The sequence below is a fragment of the Phycisphaera sp. genome (genome assembly GCA_025916675.1).
Taxonomy (GTDB): domain Bacteria; phylum Planctomycetota; class Phycisphaerae; order Phycisphaerales; family UBA1924; genus JAHCJI01.
The window spans coordinates 1,230,589-1,255,414 of sequence record CP098402.1 but is presented as its reverse complement, the minus strand read 5'-3'; the positions used below and the strand labels follow the sequence as shown (position 1 = coordinate 1,255,414).

Annotated in this window: 21 protein-coding genes; 19 read left to right on the top strand and 2 right to left on the bottom strand. The window is 66.6% G+C overall.

From position 1 onward, the window contains the following. Positions 1 to 3 precede the first annotated feature (3 nt). The 8 genes from mraY (at position 4) to NCW75_05340 (ending at position 10,549) form a co-directional block, all read left to right on the top strand. Positions 4 to 1,182 carry a phospho-N-acetylmuramoyl-pentapeptide-transferase gene (mraY, locus tag NCW75_05375; GenBank protein ID UYV13715.1) on the top strand — a complete coding sequence of 393 codons (1,179 nt, stop codon included), beginning with the start codon at positions 4 to 6 and terminating at the stop codon, positions 1,180 to 1,182. 66 nt (positions 1,183 to 1,248) lie between these two features. Continuing rightward, positions 1,249 to 2,580 (top strand): hypothetical protein, encoded by a 1,332-nt coding sequence (locus tag NCW75_05370; protein UYV13714.1) that lies wholly within the window; start codon positions 1,249 to 1,251, stop codon positions 2,578 to 2,580. A 132-nt stretch (positions 2,581 to 2,712) separates the two neighbouring features. Next, positions 2,713 to 4,143 carry a hypothetical protein gene (locus NCW75_05365; GenBank protein UYV13713.1) on the top strand — a complete coding sequence of 477 codons (1,431 nt, stop codon included), beginning with the start codon at positions 2,713 to 2,715 and terminating at the stop codon, positions 4,141 to 4,143. A gap of 50 nt (positions 4,144 to 4,193) precedes the next feature. Then, a complete protein-coding gene (locus NCW75_05360; protein UYV13712.1) occupies positions 4,194 to 5,174 on the top strand; it encodes a hypothetical protein in 981 nt (326 codons plus the stop codon). Positions 5,175 to 5,390: 216 nt separating this feature from the next. Next, complete coding sequence (locus NCW75_05355; GenBank protein UYV13711.1) at positions 5,391 to 6,500, top strand: hypothetical protein; 1,110 nt, start codon at positions 5,391 to 5,393, stop codon at positions 6,498 to 6,500. Positions 6,501 to 6,557: 57 nt separating this feature from the next. Then, positions 6,558 to 8,594 carry a peptide ABC transporter substrate-binding protein gene (locus tag NCW75_05350; protein UYV13710.1) on the top strand — a complete coding sequence of 679 codons (2,037 nt, stop codon included), beginning with the start codon at positions 6,558 to 6,560 and terminating at the stop codon, positions 8,592 to 8,594. A 4-nt stretch (positions 8,595 to 8,598) separates the two neighbouring features. After that, a complete protein-coding gene (locus NCW75_05345; GenBank protein ID UYV13709.1) occupies positions 8,599 to 9,606 on the top strand; it encodes an ABC transporter permease in 1,008 nt (335 codons plus the stop codon). A gap of 4 nt (positions 9,607 to 9,610) precedes the next feature. Continuing rightward, positions 9,611 to 10,549 (top strand): ion transporter, encoded by a 939-nt coding sequence (locus tag NCW75_05340; protein ID UYV13708.1) that lies wholly within the window; start codon positions 9,611 to 9,613, stop codon positions 10,547 to 10,549. Between the two features lie 7 nt (positions 10,550 to 10,556). Here the strand turns inward: NCW75_05340 and NCW75_05335 are convergent, their stop codons facing one another. Together NCW75_05335 and NCW75_05330 are read right to left on the bottom strand one after the other, a co-directional pair. Then, complete coding sequence (locus tag NCW75_05335) at positions 10,557 to 11,747, bottom strand: bifunctional methionine sulfoxide reductase B/A protein (GenBank protein ID UYV13707.1); 1,191 nt, start codon at positions 11,745 to 11,747, stop codon at positions 10,557 to 10,559. Positions 11,748 to 11,874: 127 nt separating this feature from the next. Further along, a complete protein-coding gene (locus NCW75_05330) occupies positions 11,875 to 13,005 on the bottom strand; it encodes an alkene reductase (GenBank protein ID UYV13706.1) in 1,131 nt (376 codons plus the stop codon). A gap of 375 nt (positions 13,006 to 13,380) precedes the next feature. Here NCW75_05330 and NCW75_05325 point away from each other — a divergent pair, with 375 nt between their 5' ends. The 11 genes from NCW75_05325 (at position 13,381) to serS (ending at position 24,793) form a co-directional block, all read left to right on the top strand. After that, complete coding sequence (locus NCW75_05325; protein UYV13705.1) at positions 13,381 to 14,799, top strand: anthranilate synthase component I family protein; 1,419 nt, start codon at positions 13,381 to 13,383, stop codon at positions 14,797 to 14,799. 1 nt (position 14,800) lies between these two features. Then, positions 14,801 to 15,439: an aminodeoxychorismate/anthranilate synthase component II gene (locus NCW75_05320; protein UYV13704.1), complete on the top strand. Its 639-nt coding sequence runs from the start codon at positions 14,801 to 14,803 to the stop codon at positions 15,437 to 15,439. Continuing rightward, positions 15,436 to 16,455, top strand: a complete 1,020-nt coding sequence (gene trpD / locus NCW75_05315; GenBank protein UYV13703.1) for an anthranilate phosphoribosyltransferase — start codon at positions 15,436 to 15,438, stop codon at positions 16,453 to 16,455. Before NCW75_05320 ends, trpD begins: the two co-directional genes overlap by 4 nt. Beyond that, a complete protein-coding gene (locus NCW75_05310; GenBank protein ID UYV13702.1) occupies positions 16,452 to 17,264 on the top strand; it encodes an indole-3-glycerol phosphate synthase TrpC in 813 nt (270 codons plus the stop codon). The genes trpD and NCW75_05310 overlap by 4 nt, the downstream gene beginning before the upstream one ends. Continuing rightward, positions 17,257 to 17,874: a phosphoribosylanthranilate isomerase gene (locus NCW75_05305; GenBank protein ID UYV13701.1), complete on the top strand. Its 618-nt coding sequence runs from the start codon at positions 17,257 to 17,259 to the stop codon at positions 17,872 to 17,874. The genes NCW75_05310 and NCW75_05305 overlap by 8 nt, the downstream gene beginning before the upstream one ends. Continuing rightward, positions 17,871 to 19,100, top strand: a complete 1,230-nt coding sequence (gene trpB / locus NCW75_05300; GenBank protein UYV13700.1) for a tryptophan synthase subunit beta — start codon at positions 17,871 to 17,873, stop codon at positions 19,098 to 19,100. Before NCW75_05305 ends, trpB begins: the two co-directional genes overlap by 4 nt. Continuing rightward, positions 19,097 to 19,861, top strand: coding sequence for a tryptophan synthase subunit alpha (trpA, locus tag NCW75_05295; protein ID UYV13699.1), 765 nt, complete (start codon positions 19,097 to 19,099; stop codon positions 19,859 to 19,861). The genes trpB and trpA overlap by 4 nt, the downstream gene beginning before the upstream one ends. 138 nt (positions 19,862 to 19,999) lie before the next feature. Then, complete coding sequence (locus NCW75_05290) at positions 20,000 to 20,944, top strand: hypothetical protein (protein ID UYV13698.1); 945 nt, start codon at positions 20,000 to 20,002, stop codon at positions 20,942 to 20,944. Between the two features lie 963 nt (positions 20,945 to 21,907). Next, entirely contained in the window at positions 21,908 to 22,600 is a 693-nt protein-coding gene (locus NCW75_05285; protein UYV13697.1) for a hypothetical protein, read from the top strand. A gap of 168 nt (positions 22,601 to 22,768) precedes the next feature. Continuing rightward, entirely contained in the window at positions 22,769 to 23,296 is a 528-nt protein-coding gene (locus NCW75_05280; GenBank protein UYV13696.1) for a hypothetical protein, read from the top strand. A 72-nt stretch (positions 23,297 to 23,368) separates the two neighbouring features. Further along, positions 23,369 to 24,793 carry a serine--tRNA ligase gene (serS, locus tag NCW75_05275; GenBank protein ID UYV13695.1) on the top strand — a complete coding sequence of 475 codons (1,425 nt, stop codon included), beginning with the start codon at positions 23,369 to 23,371 and terminating at the stop codon, positions 24,791 to 24,793. Positions 24,794 to 24,826 lie beyond the last annotated feature (33 nt).

The following is a 24,826-nucleotide window of genomic DNA, read 5'->3' as shown; positions in this document are numbered from 1 at the left end:
GCGGTGCTGTACTGGCTAACCACGGTGCTCGACGGCAGGCTGCCGGAGTGGCTCATGGCCATCCCGCGGGTGCTATACCAGGTGCAGTTCCGGGCGCTCGCGGCGGCGGTGCTGGCGTTCGTGCTGGTGCTGTTCTTTGGCAAGCCCACGATCGCGCAGCTGGTGAAGTTCAAGATCGGAGATTCGGGATTGACCGACGCCGAGGCCCTGCGTCGTGGGGCGGCTTCGAAGAAAAACACACCCACGATGGGTGGGGCGCTCACCAGCGGGGCGGTGCTGGTGGCGACGATCCTGCTGGGCGATCTCGGCAATTTTTACGTGACGGCCGGCATCCTGCTCCTGCTGAGCCTGACGGCCGTCGGCGCGGCCGACGACGTGCTGAAGATTCTGGCGTCGCGTCGTGAGGGCGGGCGTCAGGGGCTGCATAGCTGGGAGAAACTCCTGTTCCAACTGGGCGTGGGGGCGTTGCTCTCGTACTTCGTGTTCCGGCACGGCGACTCGGGCTCGGGCCAGGACATGGCTCATGTGCTGAATCTGCCGTTCCAGCGGACGACTTTGCCTGGCGGCGGAGAGATCAGTTCCGGGGTCTGGTTCTTGCCTATCGGCGTATTTGTTACGATCGGCACGCTGATGATCGCCGGTCTGAGCAATGCCACGAACATGACCGACGGCATGGACGGGCTGGCGGGCGGGCTGAGCGCGATCGTGGCCGTGGGTGCCGTGCTGTTGGCGATGGTTGCGGGCTGGCAGGCGACCGCCCAGACGCTGCTGGTCCCCTACGTGCCCGGGGCCGAGGAGTTGAGCGTGCTGGGCGGGGCGTTGCTCGGGGCGTGCCTTGGGTTCCTATGGTGGAACGGTTATCCGGCCCAGGTGTTCATGGGCGACACGGGATCGCTGCCGATTGGTGGCCTGTTCGGGTATGTCGCGTTGGTGACGCGGCAGGAAGCCGTAATCTTGCTCATGTGCGGGGTGTTTCTGCTGGAGATCGCATCCGTTGTGCTCCAGGTCGGGTATTTCAAGTGGACGAAGCGTTCGGGGCAGGGCAAGCGGATCTTCCTGTGTGCCCCCTACCACCACCACCTGCACCTGAGCGGGCTGGCCGAGCCAAAGGTGGTTGTACGGCTGTGGATCGTTGGGGTGCTGCTCTTGGTACTGGCCCTGGCGTCGATCAAGCTTCGGTGAGGACCCTTGTCGCACGTACGTTCGCACACGAGTGCCCCACGATGTCGATCACGCCGGAGCCTGGCGTTGGCTCTGGCTATGGGCCTGGCGGCGATGTGCCCCACGCTCGTGGGCGTGCCCTTGCCCTCGCTGATTGGTGGTCTCTTCCAGCAAGCCGCCGATGACTTAGAAAGCTTGAGGCAGAAGGCCGAGAAACAGCTTGCCAGCACGCAAGGCACCAAGGCCCCGGTGCGGCTTGTGTTCCGCAACGGCGACTTTATTGATGGGGAGTTGGTCTCCGAAACGGTCGACGGCGTGACGCTTGAGATCGCCGGCATCGAGACGCGGTTCGGGCAATCGCGCATCGAGCGGCTCGTTCGGCTGCCCGACTTGGCTTCGAGATATCGCAACTGGCGCGCGGAGATCGATGACACCGACGTCGGCCACATCGAGCAGCTCGTCCTCTGGCTTGAGGGCGAGGAGTTGTACCACGTCGCCCATTACGAAGCCGCGAAACTGAACCAGAACCGACCGCGTGATCCTCGTGTCACGGCCATGGTCCGAAGGATGAGGGGCCAGGCCGAGCTGTTCGAGCAACGCGGCAAGGGTGTCCCACGGGAACGGGGGCCGAATGAGAAGCCCCTGCCGATGCTGTCTCCCGAGCAGGTGAACCTGATCCGGGTCTACGAAATCGACCTGCTCGACCCGCCGCGCATCCGGATCTCACGCCGAGACATCCAGGACTTTCTGCTGGCGTATCGAGAAGACCCGCGCGTGCCGCAAACACCCGAAGGGCGGCAGACGATGATCTCGGGCGACCCTCTCGCGGTGCTGCGGCTGATGTTCGAGCTCAAGGCGCGGGACTTTTACAGCACCGTCAAGGTCCTCAGCGATCCTCCCGTGCTCAAAGCGTTCCGTCGCGACGTCACCAATTGGCTGGTGGCGGGCTGCGCGATCTCCAACTGCCACGGCGGGGTGGAGGCGGGCTCCTTCAGGCTGGAAGATCGCAACCCGCGCGGCGAGGCGCAGGCGTACACGAACTTCCTGATCCTGACTCGGGCCACGATGGAAGACGGCACGCCGCTCGTCAACCTGGAGAAGCCCGACGAGAGCCCACTCCTGCATCTCGGATTGCGGCGCACAGGGTCGAGGTTCCCCCATCCCGAGGTGCCCACGGACCGCGGAAGCGGGGACGCGTGGCGCGAGACCTTCTCCAAGCCCGGAGACTCACGCTGGCGGGCCACGACGGCATGGATCCGATCGTTGTACCAGCCCAGACCGGAATATCCGATCGAGTACCCGCCCGATTCGGACGAGACCCAGGGCCCAGCATCCGAGCCCGAGGCCGAGTCTCCAGCCCCAACCGATCTGCCCGGCGATGCCGAATCTGGGCCGGGCGAGCGGAACAGGCCGCGCTAAAGGGCCCGCCCTAGACTGAGCCGCAGAGAACCGCTCGGGCCGTCCGGGCGAACAGGCATCGCAGAAGCGCGTCGGGCGGGTTGCCCGGGCGCTGTGATTCGCACCGCTGGAACGGGTATTGGAGGCGTTTGGATGGCAAATCGCGTGGCAGAGCGTTCCGGTGGAATGAAGATCGCGGCTCTGGCCGCTCAGGTCGGCTTAGTGGCCCTGGTGGCTTCGGGCTTGGCCGGCTGCGAAGAACAAGACCCGAGCGCAGCGGCATTGTCCGACGCGTCCGCGCAGCTCCGCACGATCTCCCCGGGCTCGGTGCCTCCGACCAACGACGCGTTCGCCACCGATGGGTATCGGGCGACCTCGGCCAAGCTGGCCCCTGCTGCCCGCGACGGCACGGACACGCAGCGGGCCATCGCGTCGATCCTGGCGTCCGAGATCGAGCTTGGCCAGGCCCGGCCGGCCATGACCAAGCTGGCCGAACTCGAGCACGAGATCGGTTCCAAGCTGACCCGAATCATGTCGCTCGAGACCGCTCGCGCGTCGGCCCAGCAGACCGCCGAGGTGCTCGGTGGATACGACCCGTCGGCCGAACGAACGGCGATCGATCAGCAGGCCTCCGCGTTGCAAGAAGACCTGGCCGCGGCTCAGGATCAGCAGCAGGATCTCCGGCAGCGTATCGAGAGCCTGGGCTCGCAGATCGAGAACCTCGAAGGCCAGGTGTCGACGATCCGCGCCGAAGAGAGCGCGCTGCGTGATCGTGCACTCACCGAGAACCCCATCGCCGCCGCCGAGACGATCGCCCAGGCCTGCGAGACCGGGAGGCGGGCCGATGGGCTCGAGGTCCGGGCGAGCACGCTCGACGCTCAGCGGTCGGTTCTGCGGCCGCAGGTCGAGGCGTTCGGGGTGCGGATCGACGCGATCAACGCCCAGTTGGGGATCTTGAGCGAGGCGCGCGAGAACGTGGCCCAGCAGGCACGGCGGTCGGCCGATGATGCTTCGCAGGCGCAGGCGCTCGCCCGGGAATATTCGGCGGAACTGGCGACGCGGGCGGCCGAGGTTGGTGCCCTCCACCAGAACGAGGCCCAGGCCGCCGTTTCCGAGGCGCGCCAGGCCCTTGAGAAGGCACGGTCCGCGGCGCGTGGAGCCCGATCCCCGGTGGCCGATGGTGCTCTCGTCGCGGCCGGAGCCTCTCGCTCGCTTGGTGACCTTCTGGCCCGCCGAGCCGGCAGCCTGATGCTCACGGCCGACACCTTCAGCGGCCTCTCGGGCCGGATTGGTGGCGAGCAGGGACGCCGGCTGTCGGCGATCGCGGATCAACTCTCGCAGCAGGCCGACGAGTTGAAGCGGGACGCGATCGAGGCGTACGGCGACGCCGCGAGCGGGTTCGGCCGCATCCGGGCCCAAGGCGAGACGCGCGACGCGCTGCAGGAGGCGGCCGATGACCTGGAACGGGCCATCGAGCGTCTCGGTGGTCGCGTTGAAGGGGCCGGCGACCCTATGGACCAGGACATGGGCGAGGAAACCCCGGACGACGATGCGATGGAAACGACCGGTGAAATCGGCGGCTGAGAGGCCGGTTTTCGCTCGGGCCGAGGACCGCGAACCTATCGTGTTCATCCATGACAGCCGTTAATACAGCAGGAAACGTGACCCACGCCGACCCCGGTCCAGATCTGGCAGAAGTGAAGATGCACATCGCCGGCCCGAGAGAGCCGGCGGTGGGTGTTGTCGTGAAGAACGAGCGATGCACCGCCGGTCGCCGAGCCGCCGGGTTTGTGCGGCATGTCGAGGTCGACGTGTCGGATACGCCGCTGGCCGGATCGTTCGTGCCCGGGCAGAGCTTCGGGGTCCATGCACCGGGGCAAGACCACCGTGGCCGGCCGCACGCGCTGCGGTTGTACTCGATCGCCTCGCCCTCCGCCGGTGAAGATGGCTCCGGGGGCGTGATCGCGACCACGGTGAAGCGGCTGATCGATGAGAACGCGGAGGGGCCCGGGCTGCACGTGGGCGTCACGAGCAACTACCTGTGCGACCTGAAGCCGGGTGATGAGCTGCGGCTGAGCGGCCCGAATGGGAAGCGCTTTGTGCTGCCAGCACGCCCCGACGAGCACGACTACGTGTTCTTCGCGACGGGCACCGGCATCGCACCGTTCCGCGGCATGGTGATGGACCTGCTGAAGGCTGCTCCGCAGAGGCGCATCGCGCTGGTCATGGGAGCGCCGTACGAGACGGACCTCATCTACGACCAGATGCTTACCGAGCTGGCAGACAAGCACGCGAACTTCACGTACCTGCCCACGGTGAGCCGCCACGCGCACCGGGATGCCTCGCCGGGCTGCTACGTGCAGGATCGGCTGGAGACCCACCTGGACACGCTGGGTGATGTGCTCTGCAACGAGCGCGGGCTCGTGTACGCCTGCGGACTGCTCGGCATGGACCTTGGAATAGTGCAGGGGCTGGCTCGGACACTGCCGCCGGAGTGGCTCGGGCGGTACCTGACCATCGACCCGGATGTTGCCGGCGACGTGAGCGCATGGACGCGGAAGATGGTGCATCGGCAGGTGAAGCCGACGCGGCGGGTGTTCCTTGAGGTCTACTAAGAAATTTTGAACGGTTTTTGATCGGAATGCTAGCCAGCGTGTTCCGCATCGCGTGAGATTGACGGTGCCGCCCAGTTCGACTAGGTTTGGGGCCCCCTGGAACCGTTGGGCCTGGGGTTGGCGTACCGGACAGCCTCTGACGGCTGTTCAGCCGATCGTTCCTGGGCCATCAAGGCCCTGATTTGTGGATTGCGTTTGGCGAAAAGGAGCCAGCCCTTGCGAGGAACCCTGCCGCGAATCTTGGCGGTCATGCTGGCGATCATGCCGGGCGCACTTGCGTTTGGCCAGAACGACCTTCCGGCCGACCTGCATTCCAAGTCGAGCCTGAGCCCTTCGGAAGAGCAAACCATCGCCAACTGGACGCTGGCCAATTGGGCGTTGGTCGACGGCGAGGCCCCCGACGACGCCCGCGATGCTCGGCGGCGCCTCGTCGAGCCACTGCTGCGTGCCGAGACGACGGCGAGCTTCCGCCTGGCGATGGATCGGGCCATCGGGGCGCAGCTCCAGGCTGCAATGAACGGGGACGACGTGTTCCGCGGCGTCAACGCGGCACTGCTGTCGGGCTGGCTCGGTACCGATCGATCCGTGCGGTCGCTGACGCTGGCGATCCAGGGCCAACAAGTCGCGATCAGGTTCTCGTCGGTGGCGGGGCTGGGCAACGCGTTTCGTGTCGCTGGGATTGCACCGGTGGCCTTTCAGGCCCAGGTTGGCGATCAGGCCGTGGTCGCGCTGGCCGCTGTGCTTGGCTCGTCGAACGATCGCAGCATGCTCGACGCGGCCGCCAAAGCACTGATCGAGGCGATTTCGGTGCCCGAGGCTGCGATCGCCGGCTTCGGCGCCAGGTCGGGCGAGCGGCTGACCGAGGCCGTTGGCGAGCGATTGAACACGCTCCCGATCGACGACCAACTCGGTGCGCGCGTGCCACCTCTCTTGCGTGCGATGGCCGAGATCCGCGGCGCGATCACGCAGCGGCGTGGGAATGTTTCGACCGCATGGCGGGACGAGATCCTGGAGATGTACGGCAGGGCCGGGGCTCTCGGCTTCCGCTACGTTCGAGCCGAGCGAGCCGGTACCCTGGACGGAGCCGATGCCGAAGGCACGCGGAACGCGGTGGAGACCGCCATTCGCGTTGCCGGCACGATGCCAACGCTGCTCACCTTGGATCCCGCCGTCCAGAGTAACCTGCGTGGTTTGGATCTCGCGGGCAACTTCGCCAACGCGCCCCAGGACGGCGGCAACGGCTTCCAGCGGGCAACCAACGACCTGATCCGCCTCTTGGGCAACCAATTCCGCATGCCGCGGGATCGCTTCAACACCGACGGCTAATTCCGTCTCGGCTCGATCCTGACGCGCCGGCTTGCTTTCAGCGTCGTACAGTCTGCCATGCTGAAGATCCTCGCGCCCGTGATCCTGCTGGTGCTGGTGGTGGCTGCCACGCTGGTCACCGATCGGCCCATGCCCCGCGCCGACTTTGCCTTCGTCAATCGCGGCGACGTGAACACGCTCGACCTCCAGAAGATGAGCTGGATGCAGGACCTTCGCGTGGCCCGGATCCTGTTCCAGGGGCTGGTGGCCAACGACGTGTTCACCCACGACTACGCGATCATCCCCGCGGCAGCCGAGCGGTGGGAGGTGAGCGACGATGGGCTCGAATACACCTTCCACATCCGAGAAGATGCGAAGTGGAGCAACGGTGAGCCGGTCATCGCCAGCGATTTCGTATATAGCTGGCGGCGCGCGCTGCTGCCCGATACTGCGGCCGATTACACGAAGCTGTTCCAGCTCATCCAAGGCGCCAGCGCGTACGCCGATTGGCGGCAGGCCCAGCTCGACGAGTTCGCCGAAAGCGAACTGAGGGGTGAGGATCGCAGGCTAGCGGCTGAGGCGCTGTGGGAAGAAGCACTCGTGAAGTTCGACGAGATGGTGAGCGTTCGCGCGATCGACGACCGAACGCTATGGGTGAAGCTGGAACTGCCCACGCCATACTTTCTCGATCTGCTGGCGTTCGCCGTGTTCTATCCAGTCTACCCGCCGCTCGTCCGGCAGTATGAGAGCGTGGACACCGAAACCGGGTTCATCCAGGCCAAGACCGGATGGACCAAGCCGCCGGAACTGGTAAGCAACGGCCCCTACATGCTCACGAGTTGGCGGTTCAAGCGCGACATGCGGTTCGAGCAGAACCCCCATTATTGGGATCTCGACTCGCTGAACCTCGACACGATCAGCACCCCTTCCATCAACGACCCCAACGCGGCGGTGCTGGCGTACTCCTCGGGCGTGGTCGATTGGGTGAGCGACGTGACGCCGGCGTACCGGGCCGACATGCTGGCCGACAAGATGCTGTTCTACGAGGAGAACCGGGCGGAGTACGACGCGCTGCGGGCCCAGGGCCTGGACGTCTTCGAGATCGATCGCCAATTGCCCGACGACCCCCGCAAGGACATCCACGCCGTCACCGCGTTCGGGACCTATTGGTACAACTTCAACTGCCTGCCGACGTTGCCCGGAGGGCAACCGAATCCGTTCGCGGATGCGCGCGTGCGGCGGGCCTTCGCGATGACGGTGGACAAGCAGAGCCTGGTGGAAGACGTGCAGCGGCTGGGCAACCCGGTCGCGCGGACGATCATCCCCAAGGGATCCATCGGTGGGTATACCAGCCCCGGTGGGCTTCGGTGCGTGAGCGATGCCACCAGCGAGGCCGAGAAGCAGGAGATCATCGCCGAGGCTCGCCAACTCCTGGTCGACGCGGGGTACGCCACGCCGGCCGACGTGCCGACGATCGAGATCCTGTTCAACAAGGACGGTGGGCACGACCTGATCGCCCAGGTGGTGCAGAAGAACTGGCAGGAGTATCTGGGCGTGAGCGTTCGGCTGGCACAGAAAGAAATCAAGGTCTTCCGCGACGACCTGAAGAAGCAGCGGTACATGGTCAGCCGGGCGGGCTGGTACGGAGACTACGGCGACCCGACGACGTTCCTGGACATCAACCGCATCGACGACGGCAACAACGACCGCAAGTACCACAATCCTCGCTACGAGGAGTTGCTCGACAAAGCAGCGGTGGAGCTCGATTCCGAGAAGCGGATGGCCATGCTGAGCGAGGCCGAGCGGATCACAATGGACGAGGATCTGCCGATGGTCCCATTGTTCCACTACATGAACGTGTACCTCTTCGATCCTGACACGCTGAGTGGGCTGAACTCTCACCCGAGAACAGAGCAGAACGTGTACCTCTTCGATATTCTGGGCGATGGGAAGGGGACCGACCGGGTGCTGACGATGCCGCCACTGCCCCCTTCGTCGGTCGGAGCGGGGATCGATCCGCGGGGCATCGAAACCGCGATCCTCGATCGGGACGAGTTGTTTGCGCTACGGACCAGGCCTGCCGAAGCCCAGCCTGCCAAAGAGAAGGGGAAGTAGGCGCATGCTCGGTCTCATCGTTCGCCGGCTGGTGCAACTGCCGATCATCGTACTGGTGATCTACACCCTCACGCTCAGCCTCGCGTGGGCGATCCCGGGTAACCCGCTCGAGAACCCCGAGGGCCGCCAGCCCAAGCCCGAGGTCATCGAGGCGATGAAGAAGCAGTACAACCTCGACAGCTTCGGCAACTTCTACTGGTCGTACCTTTCCAGCGCGACCGGCTTCAAGTACCTCACCGATTGGCAAAGCGGCGAGATCGAGCGCGAGCGCACGCGTGCCCAGGCCGAGGGCCAGGCGCCGCCCAAGCGATACGTGTTCGACTTCGGGCCCAGCCTGGAATACGAGGACTGGACGGTGAACGAGATCGTGCGCGACTCGCTGCCGGTATCGATCACGCTTGGGTCGATCGCGATCCTGATCGCCCTGGGCGTGGGCGTGATCGCTGGCATAGTCGGCGCGGTGAAACCCAACTCGATGGTGGATCTGGGGACTCTTGTAGTAGCGCTGATCGGGATTAGCTTGCCGAGCTTCGTGATCGGGACGGTGCTGCTGCTCGTGTTCCCGGTCTGGCTCGGCATCGGTGACGTGGGCTCCAGCTCTGGGCCACTGGACATGCTGCTGCCGGCCATCACGCTGAGCCTGCCGTTCGCGGCGTACATCGCCCGATTGACACGCATGGGCATGATCGACGCGCTGGCGACCGACTATGTCCGCACGGCGAGGGCCAAGGGCGTGAGCGAGCGCGTGGTATTGATCCGGCACGCACTGAAAAACGCGTTCCTGCCCGTGCTGAGCTATCTTGGCCCCGCGGCGGCCCTGGCGATGACCGGCTCGTTCATTGTCGAGCGCGTCTTCAACGTGCCGGGCATGGGCCAGCACTTCGTTAATGGCGTGCAGAACAAGGACCTGTTCCTGATCATCGGCGTGGTGCTGGTGTTCGCGACGATGCTGGTGCTCTTCAACCTGGCCGTCGACGTGCTATATCGGTGGGTCGATCCGAGGATCGCGTAAGCCGATGGATGCCACGGAACCCTACTTTGGTACGCCCACCCAAGGCTCACTCGTCAAGCGGCTTCGCAGCATCGCAGAGGCAGGGTGGTTCCAAGCGGTCATCGTCGGCGTCATCCTCGTCGCGGCGATCAACGTGGGACTCGAAACCTATCCGGCGATCACGAACCGAATCGGCACGCTGCTGCTTGCGCTCGACAAGCTGATCATCGGCATCTTCGTCGTGGAACTCGCCGTGCGGATCGGTGCCCACTGGCCCAGGCCCTGGCGTTTCTTCTTGAGCGGCTGGAACGTCTTTGACTTCGTGATCGTGGCTATCTGCCTCCTGCCGCTCGGTGGGCCATATGCGGCCGTGCTACGGCTTGCTCGCGTGCTCCGGGTGCTGCGGCTGATCACGGTTGTGCCGAGGCTGCGCATCCTCGTCATCGCGCTGCTGCACGCGATCCCGTCGATCATTTATGTCACACTGTTGCTCCTACTCCTGTTCTATGTGTATGGTGTCATGGGAACGGTGTTGTTTGGCGCGAACGATCCGGTCCACTTCGGGACACTCCAGCACAGCATGTTCAGCCTTCTGCGCACGGTAACGCTCGAAGACTGGACGGATTTGTACTACACGCAAAGCCTCGGTTCGGCCCAGTACCCACCCCCGGGCATCGAGCGGTATCCCGATGCGGAGCCCCAGGCGATGCCGATTGTTGCCGCACTGTACTTCGTTAGCTTCGTGATTTTCGGAACTATGATTGTGCTGAATCTGTTTATTGGCGTGGTCATCAGTTCGATGACCGAAGCTCAGACCGAGAACGCGAGGGCGATGCTCGAGCAGCGTGGTGAGGGAGAGGATCTTGGGGCAAAACTCGCTGCGATGGAACGTCGCATGCAAGAGATGTCCGAGCAGATGGCAGCAATGCGCATCGCGGTCGAGCGCGAGGATTCGCGGAAGTAGTACCGATCTAGTTTAGCTTGACCTTCTGCGGGAATTTACTTCGGACCTTCTCGATCTTGGGCGTGGCCACGTTACAAATGTACGGCTGATCGGGGTTCAACTCGGCGTAGTTCTGGTGGTAATCTTCGGCCACTTGGAATCCATTGAGGGGTTCGAGCGTGGTCACGATCGGTCTCTTGAATTCCTTGTCCGCGGTGAGCTTGTCGATAACCGCCTGCGCGGCCTTCTTCTCCTTGTCGTTGGCGAAGAAGATGGCGCTGCGGTAGTGTGTGCCGACGTCGGCGCCCTGGCGGTTAAGCGTGGTCGGGTCGTGCGTGGCGAAGTGGACCTCGAGCAGGGCCTCGTACGAGATCACCTTGGGGTCGTAGACGATGCGGACGGCCTCGGCGTGGCCGGTAGCACCGGTGTAGACCTGCTTGTAGGTGACGGGCAGGGTCTCTGGGTTCTCGTGGCCGCCGGTGTAGCCGCTGGTCACGTCGTACACACCCAAGAGCTGCTCGAACACACCCTCGACGCACCAGAAGCAGCCCCCGGCAAAGTATGCGACGGCGACTTCGCCAAGGCTTTCGAGCTTGTCACCCTCGGTAAACTCCAGGCTCTCGCTGTTCACACAGAAGCGCATGCCCGTGGGTTCGGGACCGTCGTTGAAGACGTGGCCCAGGTGGCCATCGCAGCGGGCGCACAAAATCTCGGTGCGGACCATGCCGTAGCTGGTGTCCTGCTCGATGCTGATGTTCTCGCTGGCGACGGGCTTGAAGAAGCTGGGCCAGCCCGTGCCGCTGGTAAACTTGGCGTCGCTGGCAAAGAGCGGCAGGGCGCAACCGGCGCAGGCGTACACGCCGTCCAGTTTGTTATCGAGGAGCGTGCCGCAGAAGGCGGCCTCAGTGCCAGCCTTGCGCAGGATGCGGAATGCCTCGGGACTCAGCCGCTCCTGCCACTGGGCCTCGGTGAGTTCGAGGCGCGGCAGGGGCATCGGGCCCACGAGGTTGCCGTTGAAGTCGAAGACCTTGAGCGGCGTCGTCGCGGCGTGGGTGGAATCGGTCGTGGTCATTTTGGAAGCCTCGGTGGCGGTCTGGCTGGCGGCTTGCTGGTTGACAAATGGTATCGGACGCAGCACGCTGGCGACCGCGACGGTGGCGGCCAGAAGGGCGATAGACGAGATCGAGACGAAACGGATGGCGATAGCTCGGGATTCCATAGATGTTGGTCCTCCACGGAGTTGGTCGCACAACGGCGGCGTTCCTTGCAACAAACGAACAGGCGATCCACAAGGAGTATTCGGGTCATTTACTCCCGTCAGGGCTTCTTCTGCTGTTCTGGACCCTTCAATCCAGAGACGGGTATGTGGTGTACCCCTCGGCTCCACCGCCATAGAACGTGTCGCGGTCCCACTCGTTCAGCGGGGCATCCCGGCGGAATCGCTCGGCCAGGTCGGGGTTGCTGATGAAGGGCTTGCCGAAGGCGATGGCGTCGGCCTCGTCTTGGGCGATGCGTTCGGCCGCGTCGCCGGCGGAGTACTCGCCATTAGCGATATAGGCGTGGCCGCCGGCATCGCGGAAGGCCTTACGAATCGCGGCGTACACCGGCTCGCTCTGCTCGTTGCGAGCGGTGTCGCGGAAGGCTTCGACGACGTGGATATAGGCCAAGCCCATCTTGCCAAGCTGGGTGGCCAAGTAGGAATACGTATCGATGGGCTGGTCTTGCGGGTCGTCGGCACCCTCGCCCATCGGGCTCACGCGGTAGCCGACGTTGCCCGGCTCCCAGACCGTGAGGACCGCCCTGGCGACTTCTAGGCCGAAGCGGGCGCGGTTCTGGAGCGAGCCGCCGTACCCGTCGGTGCGTTTGTTGGTCGAGCCTCTCAGGAACTGCTGGAGCAGGTAGCCGTTGGCACCGTGGATCTCGACGCCGTCGAAACCGGCGTCCTTGGCGTTCTGAGCTGCCTGGCGGAACTGGTCGACCACGCCGGGGATCTCGTCGATGTCCAACGCCCGGGGCTCGCTGGTGGGAACGAGCTGCTTGTCCTTGGTGGTGTACGTCTTGCTGTCGGCGCGGATGGCCGAGGGGGCGACTGGCTTGCCGCCATTGGGCTGCAGGTCGGTGTGGCTGATGCGGCCGACGTGCCAGAGCTGGGCCAGGATCAGGCCGCCCTTCTCGTGGACGGCGTTGGTCACGAGCTTCCAGCCTTCGACCTGCTCGGGCGAGTAGATGCCCGGCGTGAAGGCGTAGCCCTTGCCCTGCTGGCTGACCTGGGTGGCCTCGGAAATGATGACGGCGGCGCCCTCCTTCGGGTCGGCACGCTGGGCGTAGTACTCGGCATTGAGTTCCCAGGGAATGTCGCCTGGCTGCTTGCTGCGGCTGCGGGTGAGCGGGGCCATCCAGACGCGCGTGGCGGCGTTGATCTGGCCGGCGGTGATGGGCGAGAGGAGGTCGGCGAGCTTGGTGTCGAGGGTTGTCATGGTTAACCCATGATTCGCACCGGCAGGCCAAAGATTCCCCCCGACCGAGCGATATAGAGAAACTCCCCATCGGACGGCCGATATCCACAGAGCGGCGAATATTGCCTTGACGGGGAGCATCCCGCTTGGCATAATGGACATCATGAGTACCGCCGCCTCCAAATCAGCCCTGCCCGCCGGTCGCAAATGCGGCTGGCTGTGGCGTTGGCGTATGGGGCGTGGTGCTCTTGGTGCTCGGGCGGGCCGGCTTTCGGCCTAACCCGCAACGCAACCACACGCACGCCGCCCCGCAGAGACCTCTCCGTGGCGGCTTGGCTGAACCACCTCGGATGAGTCGATACACCTTCGACCAGCCCCCGAGGACGCCGTTCGGCCATGCAATCCCCATTTGACATCCCCGCCGACCTGGATACGCCGGTGTCGGCCTATCGCAAGCTTGGCGCGTTCAAGCCGTGCTTCCTGCTCGAGTCGGCCGAGAGCGGGACGCGCCTGGCGCGGTATTCGTTCATCGGGCTCGATCCGGCGTTTACGGCCAGGCTGCCCGCCGATGGATCGCCGCTGGCTATCCACTCGCACCAGGGTTCCGAGGAGTTTCCGGCCCCCGAGGGCTCGGCTGGATATCTGGCGATGCTGCGGGACCTTCGTGATCGGGCGCCGTCGCTGGGGCCGGTGCCGCCGGGGGTGCCGTTCGCGGGGGGCATCGTTGGGGTGAGCGGGTACGACGCGGTGCGATTCTTCGAGCCGTTGCCCGCACCCGAAGGCCGGGACACACGCACACCCGTCGCATTGTATTGTGCGCCGCGGAGCGTGCTGATCTTCGACCACCTGACCCGACGCATGGCCTTGCTGCATGCGGGTGAGGAGTGGGAACGCGAATCACTTAAGCGCGAGATGGTCCACGCGATGCGCGGGGCCCACCCGCCCGAGCCAGTCCGCAGCGGGCACTCGCCAGCGTCGCACAGCATGACGCAGGACGAGTTCATCGATCGCGTGGCGTCGGCCAAGGGCGATATCCACGAGGGCGAGGTGTTCCAGCTCGTGCTGAGCATCCAGAGCACGGGCGAGATTCACACCGATCCGTTCCAGGTGTACCGAGCCCTGCGAATGCTTAATCCCTCGGCGTACATGTATTTCCTCGACATCGAGGGCGTGCGTGTCGTGGGCGCATCGCCCGAGGCCCTCTTTCGCTGTCAGGACGGGCAGGCGATGCTCCGGCCGATCGCCGGCACCCGTAAGCGCGGCCTGAACGAGGATGAGGACCGCGCGCTCGAGGCCGAATTGAACGCGGATCCCAAGGAGGCCGCCGAGCATGTGATGCTGGTCGATCTGGCCCGCAACGACCTGGGCCGCGTGGCCAGGCCCGGCACGATCCGGGTCGATCCGTTCCGAGTGGTCGAGCGGTATTCGCACGTCATGCACCTGGTCAGCGGCGTGCGGGGTGTGCTCGATGACGGGGCCGACGCGATGGACCTGATGGCCGCGTCGTTCCCCGCGGGCACGCTGGTGGGCACGCCGAAGGTGCGGGCGATGCAGCTCATCGATGGGTACGAACCGGTGGGGCGTGGGTTTTACGCGGGCGCGGTGGGCTACTTCGCGAAACCCATCAATGGCGAAATGGCCAGCGCCGACAAGGCGATCTGCATCCGCACGCTGGTATTCGAGGATGGCCGGTACGCATACCAGGCCGGCGCGGGCATCGTGGCCGACTCGGTGCCCGAGGCCGAGTACCAGGAAGTCCGCTCGAAGGTCGCCGTGCTCGAGAAGGCGCTCGAACTCGCCGAAGGGGGATGGTGAGATGGCGCGTGTGCTGATGATCGACAACTACGATTCGTTCACGTTCAACCTCGTACAGTACATGCGCGAGCTCGGGGCCGAGGTGCTGACTTATCGCAACGATGCGATCACCATTGATGCCGCTCGGGCCCTCGAACCCACCCACCTGATGATCTCGCCCGGGCCCGGGCGGCCCCAGGACGCGGGCATGACGATGCCGATGGTCGAGGCGTTCGCCGAAGAGCTGCCGATACTGGGCGTGTGCTTGGGTTTCCAGGCGATCGCGGCCGTGTGGGGGGCGCCCATCCACCACGCCGCGTGCCTGATGCATGGCAAGCCCTCGGACATCGAGCACGACGACAAGGGCGTGTACGCGGGGGTGCCGCAGCGGACGGCGGTCGGGCGGTACCACTCGCTTGGTGTGCACGAGGACGAATTGCACGCCGACCTCGTGCCGACGTCCCACGATGTGGACGGTGGCGAGCTGATGGGCCTGCGCCATCGGACGCTGCCGATCGAGGCGGTGCAGTTCCATCCCGAGTCGGTGCTGACGCCGTGGGGCGGGCGGATGGTGGCGAACTTCCTGGGGATCACCGATCGGAACGTCAAGCCGCCCTACCCGGCACGCGTGTACGCACCGACGGCGGAGGCGAGATCATGACACTCGATCCACGAGAAGTGCTCGAGGCTTTGCTCGCCGGGCATTCGCTCGGCACCGCGGAGGCGCGGGGCTTGGCCCACGCGCTGGCGGACGACACGATCGAGCCGGCGATGGCCGGGGCGTTGCTGGCGGCGCTGCGGGGCAAGGGCGAGTCGGCAGAAGAAGTGCGCGGGTTGGCTCAGGGCCTTCGCGAACTCGCGACAACACCCGACTTCGACACGCCCCCGCACGCCTGCGACATTGTCGGCACGGGCGGGGACGGCAGCAACAGCTACAACATCTCGACCGGCGGCGCGCTGCTGGCCGCGGCGGCCGGGGCGACGATCGTCAAACATGGCAACCGCTCGATCAGTTCGAGGTCCGGGGCGGCCGACTTACTGGCGGCGTTGGGCGTCGGCGTGCCGATGGCCAACCCTGCTCAAGCCTTGCGTGAGACAGGCTTCGTGTACCTGCACGCCCCGGCGTACCACCCGGCGATGGCACGCATCGCGCCGATTCGCAAGGCCATGGGCGTGCGGACGGTGTTCAATATTCTGGGGCCGCTCACGAATCCGGGGCAACCGCGGTTCGCCGTCATTGGGGCGTATTCGCCCGAGATGGCCGAGCTCATGGCACGCGCGCTGTCGGGCATGACCATCGAGCGGGCGTTCGTGGTGCACGGCGAGCCGGGATGGGACGAGGCAACACCGGTCGGCCCGTTCTTGTTGTTCGACGTTCGCGAAGGCAGCGTGCAGCACACCCAGCGTGATCCGAGAGACGCGGGCATCGCCCGTTGCGATGCTGACGACCTGAGAGGTGGCACGCCCGCCGAGAACGCCGACGCGCTCCGCCGCGTTATGAAAGGAGAGGACCAGGGCCCCCACCGCGACGCGCTCGCGCTCACGGCCGGGTTGGCGATGGAGGTTACCGGGGCGGCGTCCGACTTGGCCTCAGGCATCGCGATGGCCCGATCGGCGATCGACGACGGACGGGCTTCGGAACAGCTTGCGACGTTGGCCAGGGTGGCCGGCACATGACACCGACGGGCACCAACTTCCTCGACGACATGGCCAAGAGGTCGGCCACCCGAGCACACGCCGCCATGGCGGCCGTGCCGCTGGACCCCATGCGTGCGCGTGCCCTGGCCGCCCCACCGCCGAAGCCGCTGGTCCTTGATCGCTTTGACCTGATCGCGGAGGTCAAGCGGTCGAGCCCCAGCCAGGGTTCGCTGGCGTCGGCGGATGTCGACGTCGTGGCGCAAGCCCGTTCTTATTCAGATGCCGGTGCGGCGATGATCTCGGTGCTGACCGAACCCGCACGATTTGGTGGGAGCCTCGAAGACCTGCGTGCGATCGCCGATGCGGTGGATGTGCCGGTCATGCGCAAGGACTTCCTCGTCGAGCCCTACCAGGTGTTCGAGGCTCGCGCCAATGGGGCGTCGGCGGTGCTGCTGATCGCACGGATCCTCGGTGATGAATCGCTGGCCCGGATGCTGGATGCCTGTGTGGAAGCTGGGCTCACCGTTCTGCTCGAAGCGTTTGATGCCGAGGATCTGGATCGGTCGGCCCAGGCCATCAGCAAACACCCGGGCGTGCTTCTTGGCTTGAACTGCCGTGATCTGGCTACATTACAAGAGGATGTTAATCGGTTCGCATCGCTGGCAGAGGCATTTCCTGACGGCGTCGTTCGCATCGCCGAATCGGGAATCGCGACCGCCGACAATGCGCAAGCCGTGGCCCGGTTGGGATATGGCGGCGCCCTGGTGGGTACGGCCTTGATGCGTTCGTCCGATTCGGGCAGGCTTGCCCGGGAGATGATCGAAGCCGGGAGGGTGGCTCGTGCCTGATCGCGTGCGCATCAAGGTGTGTGGGCTCACAGCGCCGGAGATGGTTGATTCGGCGGTCGATGCCGGCGTGGACGCTGTGGGTGTCGTGCTGAGCCCATCACCGCGGCAGGTGACGCCCAAGCGAGCGGCCCAGTTGCTCTCAAGTGTCCCGGGGTACGTCGCGACGATAGCGGTCTACCGGCACCCCGATGCTCAGCTCGTTGGAATGGCGACCGACGCGCTGCCGGGATGGGTGTTGCACCAATCCGATGCGTCCGATTTCGATGGTTCACTCCGCGCCGTACCGATGGATCGTCGGGTGCCGGTGGTCCGTCTTGGCAGTGGCTTCGACGCCGCGATGGCCGAGCATCAGGGCTCGATGGTGCTTGTGGAGGGCAAGGACTCGGGGACTGGCACGCCCGCACCCTGGCACGAAGCAAGGCCCTGGATCGATCGATGCCGCATCGTCATCGCTGGCGGGCTGGGCATCGAGAACGTATCGGCAGTCGTCCGCACGCTCCGGCCGTTCGCCGTGGACGTATCCTCGGGCGTGGAGACTGCGCCGGGAGTGAAGGATGCCGCGATGATACGTGATTTCGTACAAGCCGTGCGTGAGGGAGAAGAGCCATGACCGCGGACACGCTTCTCCGGCAGCTCATCGATGGTGAGTTGCCCGATGATGATGGCTTCTTCGGCCGCTTCGGCGGGCGGTTCGTGCCCGAAACATTGGTGCCTGCGCTCGAACGGTTCGAGGAAGGCGCCCGTGGGGCGCTCGACGACTCGGCGTTCAAGACCGAACTGAAACAACACCAGGAGACCTGGGTCGGCCGACCAACGCCGCTGATGTACGCCCCGCGGCTGAGCAGGGCATGGAACGCCCAGGTCTGGCTGAAACGTGAAGACCTGGCCCACACCGGTGCCCACAAGATCAACAACGCACTGGGGCAAGCGCTCATCGCCAAACGCATCGGTGCGAAGCGCGTCGTAGCGGAGACGGGTGCCGGCCAGCACGGTGTAGCCACGGCCGCCGCGTGTGCCCGGCTCGGGCTGCCATGCATCGTGTACATGGGCGCGATAGACGTTGAAAGGCAAGCCCCCAATGTCGTGCGGATGTGGCGGATGGGGGCCGAGGTCCGGCCGGTCACCACCGGCGACGCGACGCTGCGGGCGGCCGTCGACGAAGCGATCCGCCACTGGGTGGGCGACCCCGAGGGCACGCACTACATCCTCGGCTCGGCCGTCGGCCCCCACCCCTTCCCGTGGATCGTGCGCGAATTCCAGAAGGTCATCGGCGTCGAGTCGCACCGCCAGATGCTCGAACAAGCCAAGAAGCTCCCCGACATCGCCGTTGCGTGCGTGGGTGGCGGATCGAATGCCATTGGTTTCTTCCACGGTTTTCTGGGTGACGCGGATGTCGAGTTGCACGGTGCCGAGGCCGGCGGTGTTGGAGCGAACGTGGGCCAGCACGCGGCGACCATGAGCGGCGGCACCCCGGGCGTGCTGCATGGCTCGCGGTCGATGCTGCTGCAAGACGGCGACGGCCAGGTGAGCGACACCCAATCGATCTCGGCCGGCCTCGACTACCCGGCCATCGGCCCCGAGCATGCGCTGCTGGCGCACGTCGGGCGGGCGACGTACCACGCGGTGCGGGACGACGACGCGATCGCCGCGCTCGATGAGCTCTGCCGGCTCGAGGGCATCCTGCCCGCGGTCGAGCCCGCGCACGCCCTGGCGCTCGCCAAGCGATTATGTAGGAATCGCGACAACCCGACGGTGCTGGTCAACGTGTGCGGGCGGGGCGACAAGGACATGCCGATCCTTACGAAGCTCGCCGAGCAGCAAGGCGGTGCGTCGTGAAACCGCACCAGCGGATCGCTCAAGCCATCATCGCGGGACGCGAGCAGCACGGCATCGCGCTCGTTGCGTATGTCACGGCCGGCTATCCGACTCTGGACGCGTTTCCAGAGATCCTCAAAGAAGCCTGCGCGCACGCGGACGTGGTCGAGGTGGGCATCCCCTTCAGCAACCCCATCGCCGACGGCGGTACGCTGCAGGAGAGCGCCCGCGAAGCGCTCAAGCGGGGCGCGACCATGACCAAGATCATGCGGACCCTGCGCGACCTGGACGGCACGCTGGCCGCTCCACTGCTGCTGATGGGATACTTGAACCCGCTGCTGGCCTACGGGCTCGATCGGCTGGCTGACGACGCCATCGCCGCGGGCGTGCACGGCGTGATCGTGCCCGACCTGCCCCTCGAAGCGCTCGGCATGGCCAGGCCCCTGACCGACGCCAGCCTGGCAACGATCGGCATGGTCAGCCCCGTCACCAGCGACGAGCGCCTCGCGCGCATCGCCGAGCACGCGACGGGCTTCGTGTACGCCGTGACCAGCGTGGGCGTCACGGGGCAGAAGCGGTCCGATCAGGCGCAGATCATCGGCTACCTCACGAAGGTGAAGGCCGCCGCGACCATCCCCGTGTGCGCCGGCTTCGGCATCCGCTCGAAACAACACGCCGACGCCCTGCGCGGCGCGTGCGACGGCGTGATCGTGGGCTCGGCGCTCATGGAGGCCGTGGGCCAGGGGCGGGATGTCGGCTCGGTCCTCGCGGCGCTGCGGTGAGGCGTGGCAATTGGCAATGGGCAGTTGGCAATTGGGTGGAGGGGATCGGCAATCGATCAGAACAGAGCCGCGGGCGTGAGCACGCGGACCGACGCCCGCACGCCGAGCGCCGCGGACCGGGCCTGATACCATCGCTCCATGCGTTGCCGCCGGGCCATCCGCACCGTGCTCGTCTACGCCCTGCTCGGGGCGGGAGCGACGGTGCTCTCGTCGTGGGCGATCCACTCGGTGCAGTTCGCCCGTCTGCGGTCGAGCCCCTCGCCCCCGACGCTGGCCTTCGCGCCCATCTTCTGGCCCGTCGATCGCATCACGGCGCACGCCATGGAGATCGACACCGCCGTCGCTTCTGGAGAGCTGGGCGTCGACACGACCCGTGGGCTGTGGCAGATCGCCCCCGAGGCCGATCTCAATTCCCGCTACTGCATGGCCACCGCGATGGACATCAACGCCGACGCCGCGTGGCGGCGGCACCGCTGGCCGAGCGACCGGCTGCCCCCGCTGCCGGACTACCCGTTCCCCTACAAGCCCTTCGAGGTCTACCCCCGGCCCATCGGCGTGCGTCTCATGGGCAGCGAGACCGACGTCATGAGCGAGGCGTTCGAGCCCCCGCGCGGCCTGATCGACGAGCGGCTCTTCCTCGTACGCGCGGGCTGGCCGCTGCACGCGGTGTCAACCGGCGCTCACTATGCCCAGGCCATCGAGAACCATGCGCCCCCACCGCCCGGACACCCCGACAAGGTCGGCCATGCTCGCGTGGAGCAACTGGCCGCCCCGCCGGCCGTGTCGCTCCTGGGCGGCATCGAGCTCTGGCACGAACCGTACCCGCCCATCGCCACGGGCAACGCCAGCGCCATCGCCTACCGCCCTCTCGACCGCTTCGCCCTCCCCCTGCTCCCCCTCTGGCCCGGCTTCGCCATCAACACGGGCGTGTACGCCCTCCTCCTGTTCGCCCTGGTCCGCACCCCGCGCGTGCTGCGCCGGGCGCTGCGGCGGCGGGGTGGGCGGTGCGTCGGGTGCGGGTACGACCGGGCGGTGCTCGATCGTGGCGTGGCGTGCCCGGAGTGCGGGGTGCAGGTGGCGTGATCGGTCGGGCGCGGGGTGTTCGGGTTGGTGCTTTGGGGGGTTACGTATGCTCGACGCTGCGGCGGGGCCGAAGACGGCCGCGCCTCCGCTGCGCTCCGTTGGGTTGTTCTTGGGCGCTCGCTGCGCTCGCTTGCGGCCTACCGGCCGGGCGGCCGGGGGCCGCCGCGCCGGGACATGCGCCCTGCGCCCGAAGACGGGCTGGTGCGGATGCCCCGTCGCCGAAGAGCCAACTCGCGCCCGCACGCACTGGGTTCTTGACGCCGAAGCATCCGCCGAGCGAGTCTTCGAGCGACAGCGCATGCGAGAGGCGCGGCCGCTGAGCGGCCCGGGCGGTAGCCCGCAAGCGAGCGAAGCGAGCGCCCAAGAACAACCCCAGTTGGTGGAGCGGAGTCGCAGCGTCCCGCCGCCTTCGGCGGGTGCCCCGCCGCAGCGCCAAACGCCGGACATGGGCCCAAGCACGTTCATCCAAGAACCAGGCCCGCCCGGGACGCGCACGGGCCCGTGCCGCGGCGGCGCCTCGCGGCGCGGGTCCTGCGCACCGTCGTACGCAGCCCGGACGTCGCCGTGCACCGCCTGGGCGTCATCGTGACGCTCCTGCGCCTCGTCGTGCGGCTTCCGAACGCCGCCGTTCATCTTCTGAACGACGACGTTCGAGTGCGGTTTCGAGTTACACCGGCCGCCGTCGGCGACCAAGCCGGCCCAAAACCGCCGAGTTCCGGCGGGTTTTTCGATGTTATGTCCGAGAAGTGCCAGCGTCCGCCCGTTTGCCGGGGGGCACCGGCCCGGCCCGTCGGTGCGGATCGTGGCGATTGTACCGATTCTTCGGTTTTCTGATGAAGGCGGTGTGCCTCCCCGTCGATGCAAGTTCTGCGGCGCCCGCCCATGGTGGGCGGGGCCGCGTGGACCCGGCCGATGGGTGGCGCACCGAGGCACGCCCGCGTGGCCATACGAACGGAGTCGCCAATGCGTCTACCACAAAGTAAGTTCGGACAGTTGCAGTATCTCGAGGGCCGCGCCGACGGCTGGGAGACCAACCAGGCCGCCATCGGCGTGGAGCTGACCCTCGCCCAATCGACGGTCACCAAGACGACCAACGCCCGCGCGCTCTACGACGACTACCAGCAGAAGCGCCAGGACGCCAAGGACGCCCGAGTGGAATGGCTGAGCGCCATCGGCTCGGCGGTCGACGACGGGCGCGCGTGCATCCGCTCGATCGACAGCTTCGCCAAGAACAGCGCCAACCCCGACGCGGTCTACGCCCTGGCGTCCATCGCCCCGCCCAAGGAGCGCGAGCCCCTGGGCGCGCCCGACGTGCCGACCGATCTCTCGATCGGCCTGGACACGCAGGGCCGGGCGAGCGTGCGCTGGGCCGGCAGCCGCGTGGGCGGCACCGTGTTCGGCGTGCAGCGCCGCACGGCGAGCACCGGCGGGCAGCTCGGCCCGTGGACGACGCTGGCCACCGTGCCCGAGCGCGTGTTCCTCGACCAGACCACGCCCAGCGGCGTGGCGAGCGTGCAGTACCGCGTGCGGGGCGAGCGCGTGGGCGGCGTCAGCGCCTACTCGAGCCCCATCGTCCTGCCCCTGGGCGCGTCGGGCAACGGCGAAGAGTCGCTGGCCCTCCTTGGCGGCCAGGGCGCGCAAAGCGGCGCCGCCTAAGCCATTCCATGGCGGGGTCTTCCCACTCCGTGGGGGGGTCTTTGCCCCGGCGTGGATTGGACGGTTTCGTTCTTTCATCGGACCCCCACGAGACCCACCGCCGCGCGTTCTTCGGGACATGCGGCGGTGGTGTTTGCGCACCCGCTGGTTCTTTGTTAGAATGGACCGATGGACCAGACCAACCACGAGCATCGTGAGCCGCAGACTTCACCGTCCGACTCGGACCGACCCGAATCGCGCGGTCGGTGGTCCGTATGGGTGCCGCTCGCGCTGGGGTGTGGGGTGCTCGTGGCGGTTGGCGGGGCGCTGGTCGTGACCGTGCTGGTCGTCGCGCTGTCGATGGACGGGCCCCACGACGTGAGCGACCACCTCGGCCACATGGGCGGCACGATGCAGGACGCGGTGCTCGGGGGCGCCACGCTCCACGAGGCACTCGCCCGGGCCCAGGACGAAGGCATCGGGCTCACCGTGGCGGGCGCTGCCGTACTCATCAACCCCGATCCCAAAGCGTGGAGGAGCAGGCGGGGCCTCTTCAAGCCCCGCGACGCGCCGACGCTGCTCATCGCCGACGTCCGCTACGAAGACTGCTTCCTGCTGCCCGAGGGCGAGGGTCGCGCGGGCTACTACGGCTACACCGGCACGGGGGAGCTGCGGTTCATTCCCGCGGGCGAGCTTCCCGAGTGGGCGCGGCCGTAAGCGGAGGTGGAGCGTCTTCACCCTCCCGCGGAGCGGAAAAACCCCCAGGCGGAGCGGGTACGATGGCCCCCCATGATCGATCTGAAGCACCTGCGTGAGAACCCCGAGCACTACCAACGCGGCGCCGACCGCAAGCACGCCAAGGTCGACATCGGCCGCGTGGTCGAGCTGGACGCCCGCAAGCGGGACCTGATGACCCGCCGCGAGAGCCTCAAGGCCGAGCAGAACGCCGCGAGCAAGGCCATGGGGCCCAGGATGGGGCAGCTCGCCGGGCGCATCAAGAAGGCCGTGGGCGCCGAGGCATCCAGGCTGCAAGCCGAGATGGACGAATTGAAGGCCGGGCCGGCGAAGCTGAAGGGCGAGATCGAGCGGTTGGAAAGCGAGCTGGCCGGGCTGGAGCCCGAACTCGAGACGTTGCTGCTGATGATCCCCCAGCCGCCCGACCCCGACGTGCCCGATGGCCCCGGAGCGGAGGGCAACGTGGAGATCCGGCGGTGGTCGCCGCCGGGGTTCGATCCCGCGAAACCGTTCGCGGGGCAGAAGGGTTTCAACGCGAAGAGCCACGAGGCGCTGGCGGAGGTCCACGACCTGGTGGACTTCGAGCGGGGCGTGAAGCTGAGCGGCTCGCGCAGCTACGTGCTCACGGGCGACGGCTTCCGGCTGCACCAGGCCATCCTGCGGTACGCGTTCGACCAGATCGTGGCCCAGGGCTTCACGCCCGTGAGCGCCCCGAGCATCGTGCGCGAGAACGCGATGGTGGGCACCGGCTTCTTCCCCGGCGGGCGAGACCAGACCTACGAGGTGGGCATCCACGAGGCTGATGAAGCGGGCCAACGCCAATGGGAAGCGGACGGCTACCTCACCGGCACGGGCGAGGTCGGCCTGATGGGCTTCCACATGGATGAGATCGTCGACGAGGACGATCTGCCGATCAAGCTGTGCACCCTGTCGCCCTGCTACCGCCGCGAGGCCGGGGCCGCGGGCAAGGACACGGCGGGCCTGTACCGAGTGCACTACTTCGAGAAGGTCGAGCAGGTGGTCATCTGCAAGGCCGACGAGGCCGAGAGCCGCCAGTGGCACCGCAAGATGATCACGTACGTGGAGAGCCTGCTCCAGAGCCTTGAGCTGCCGTATCGCCTCTTGCAGTGCTGCGCGGGCGACCTGGGGCAGAAGAACGCCGACATGATCGACGTGGAGTGCTGGATGCCCAGCCGCGGCGAGGTGGACAAGGACGGCGTGCCCACCGGCGACTGGGGCGAGACCCACAGCGCCAGCCGGCTCTACGACTTCCAGTGCCGGCGCCTGAACCTGCGCTACCGCCCCGGCGGTGCGAACGGTAAGGGGGCCACGACGTTCTGCCACTCGCTGAACAACACTGTCTTAGCGAGCCCGCGGTTCCTGATCCCGCTGATCGAGATGAACCAGAACGCGGACGGGAGCGTCACGATCCCTGAAGTGCTCCGGCCGTACATGGGCGGTCAGGCAAGAATCGGCTAACCCAACCCAACGAGCCCCTCGCGCGAGCGAGGG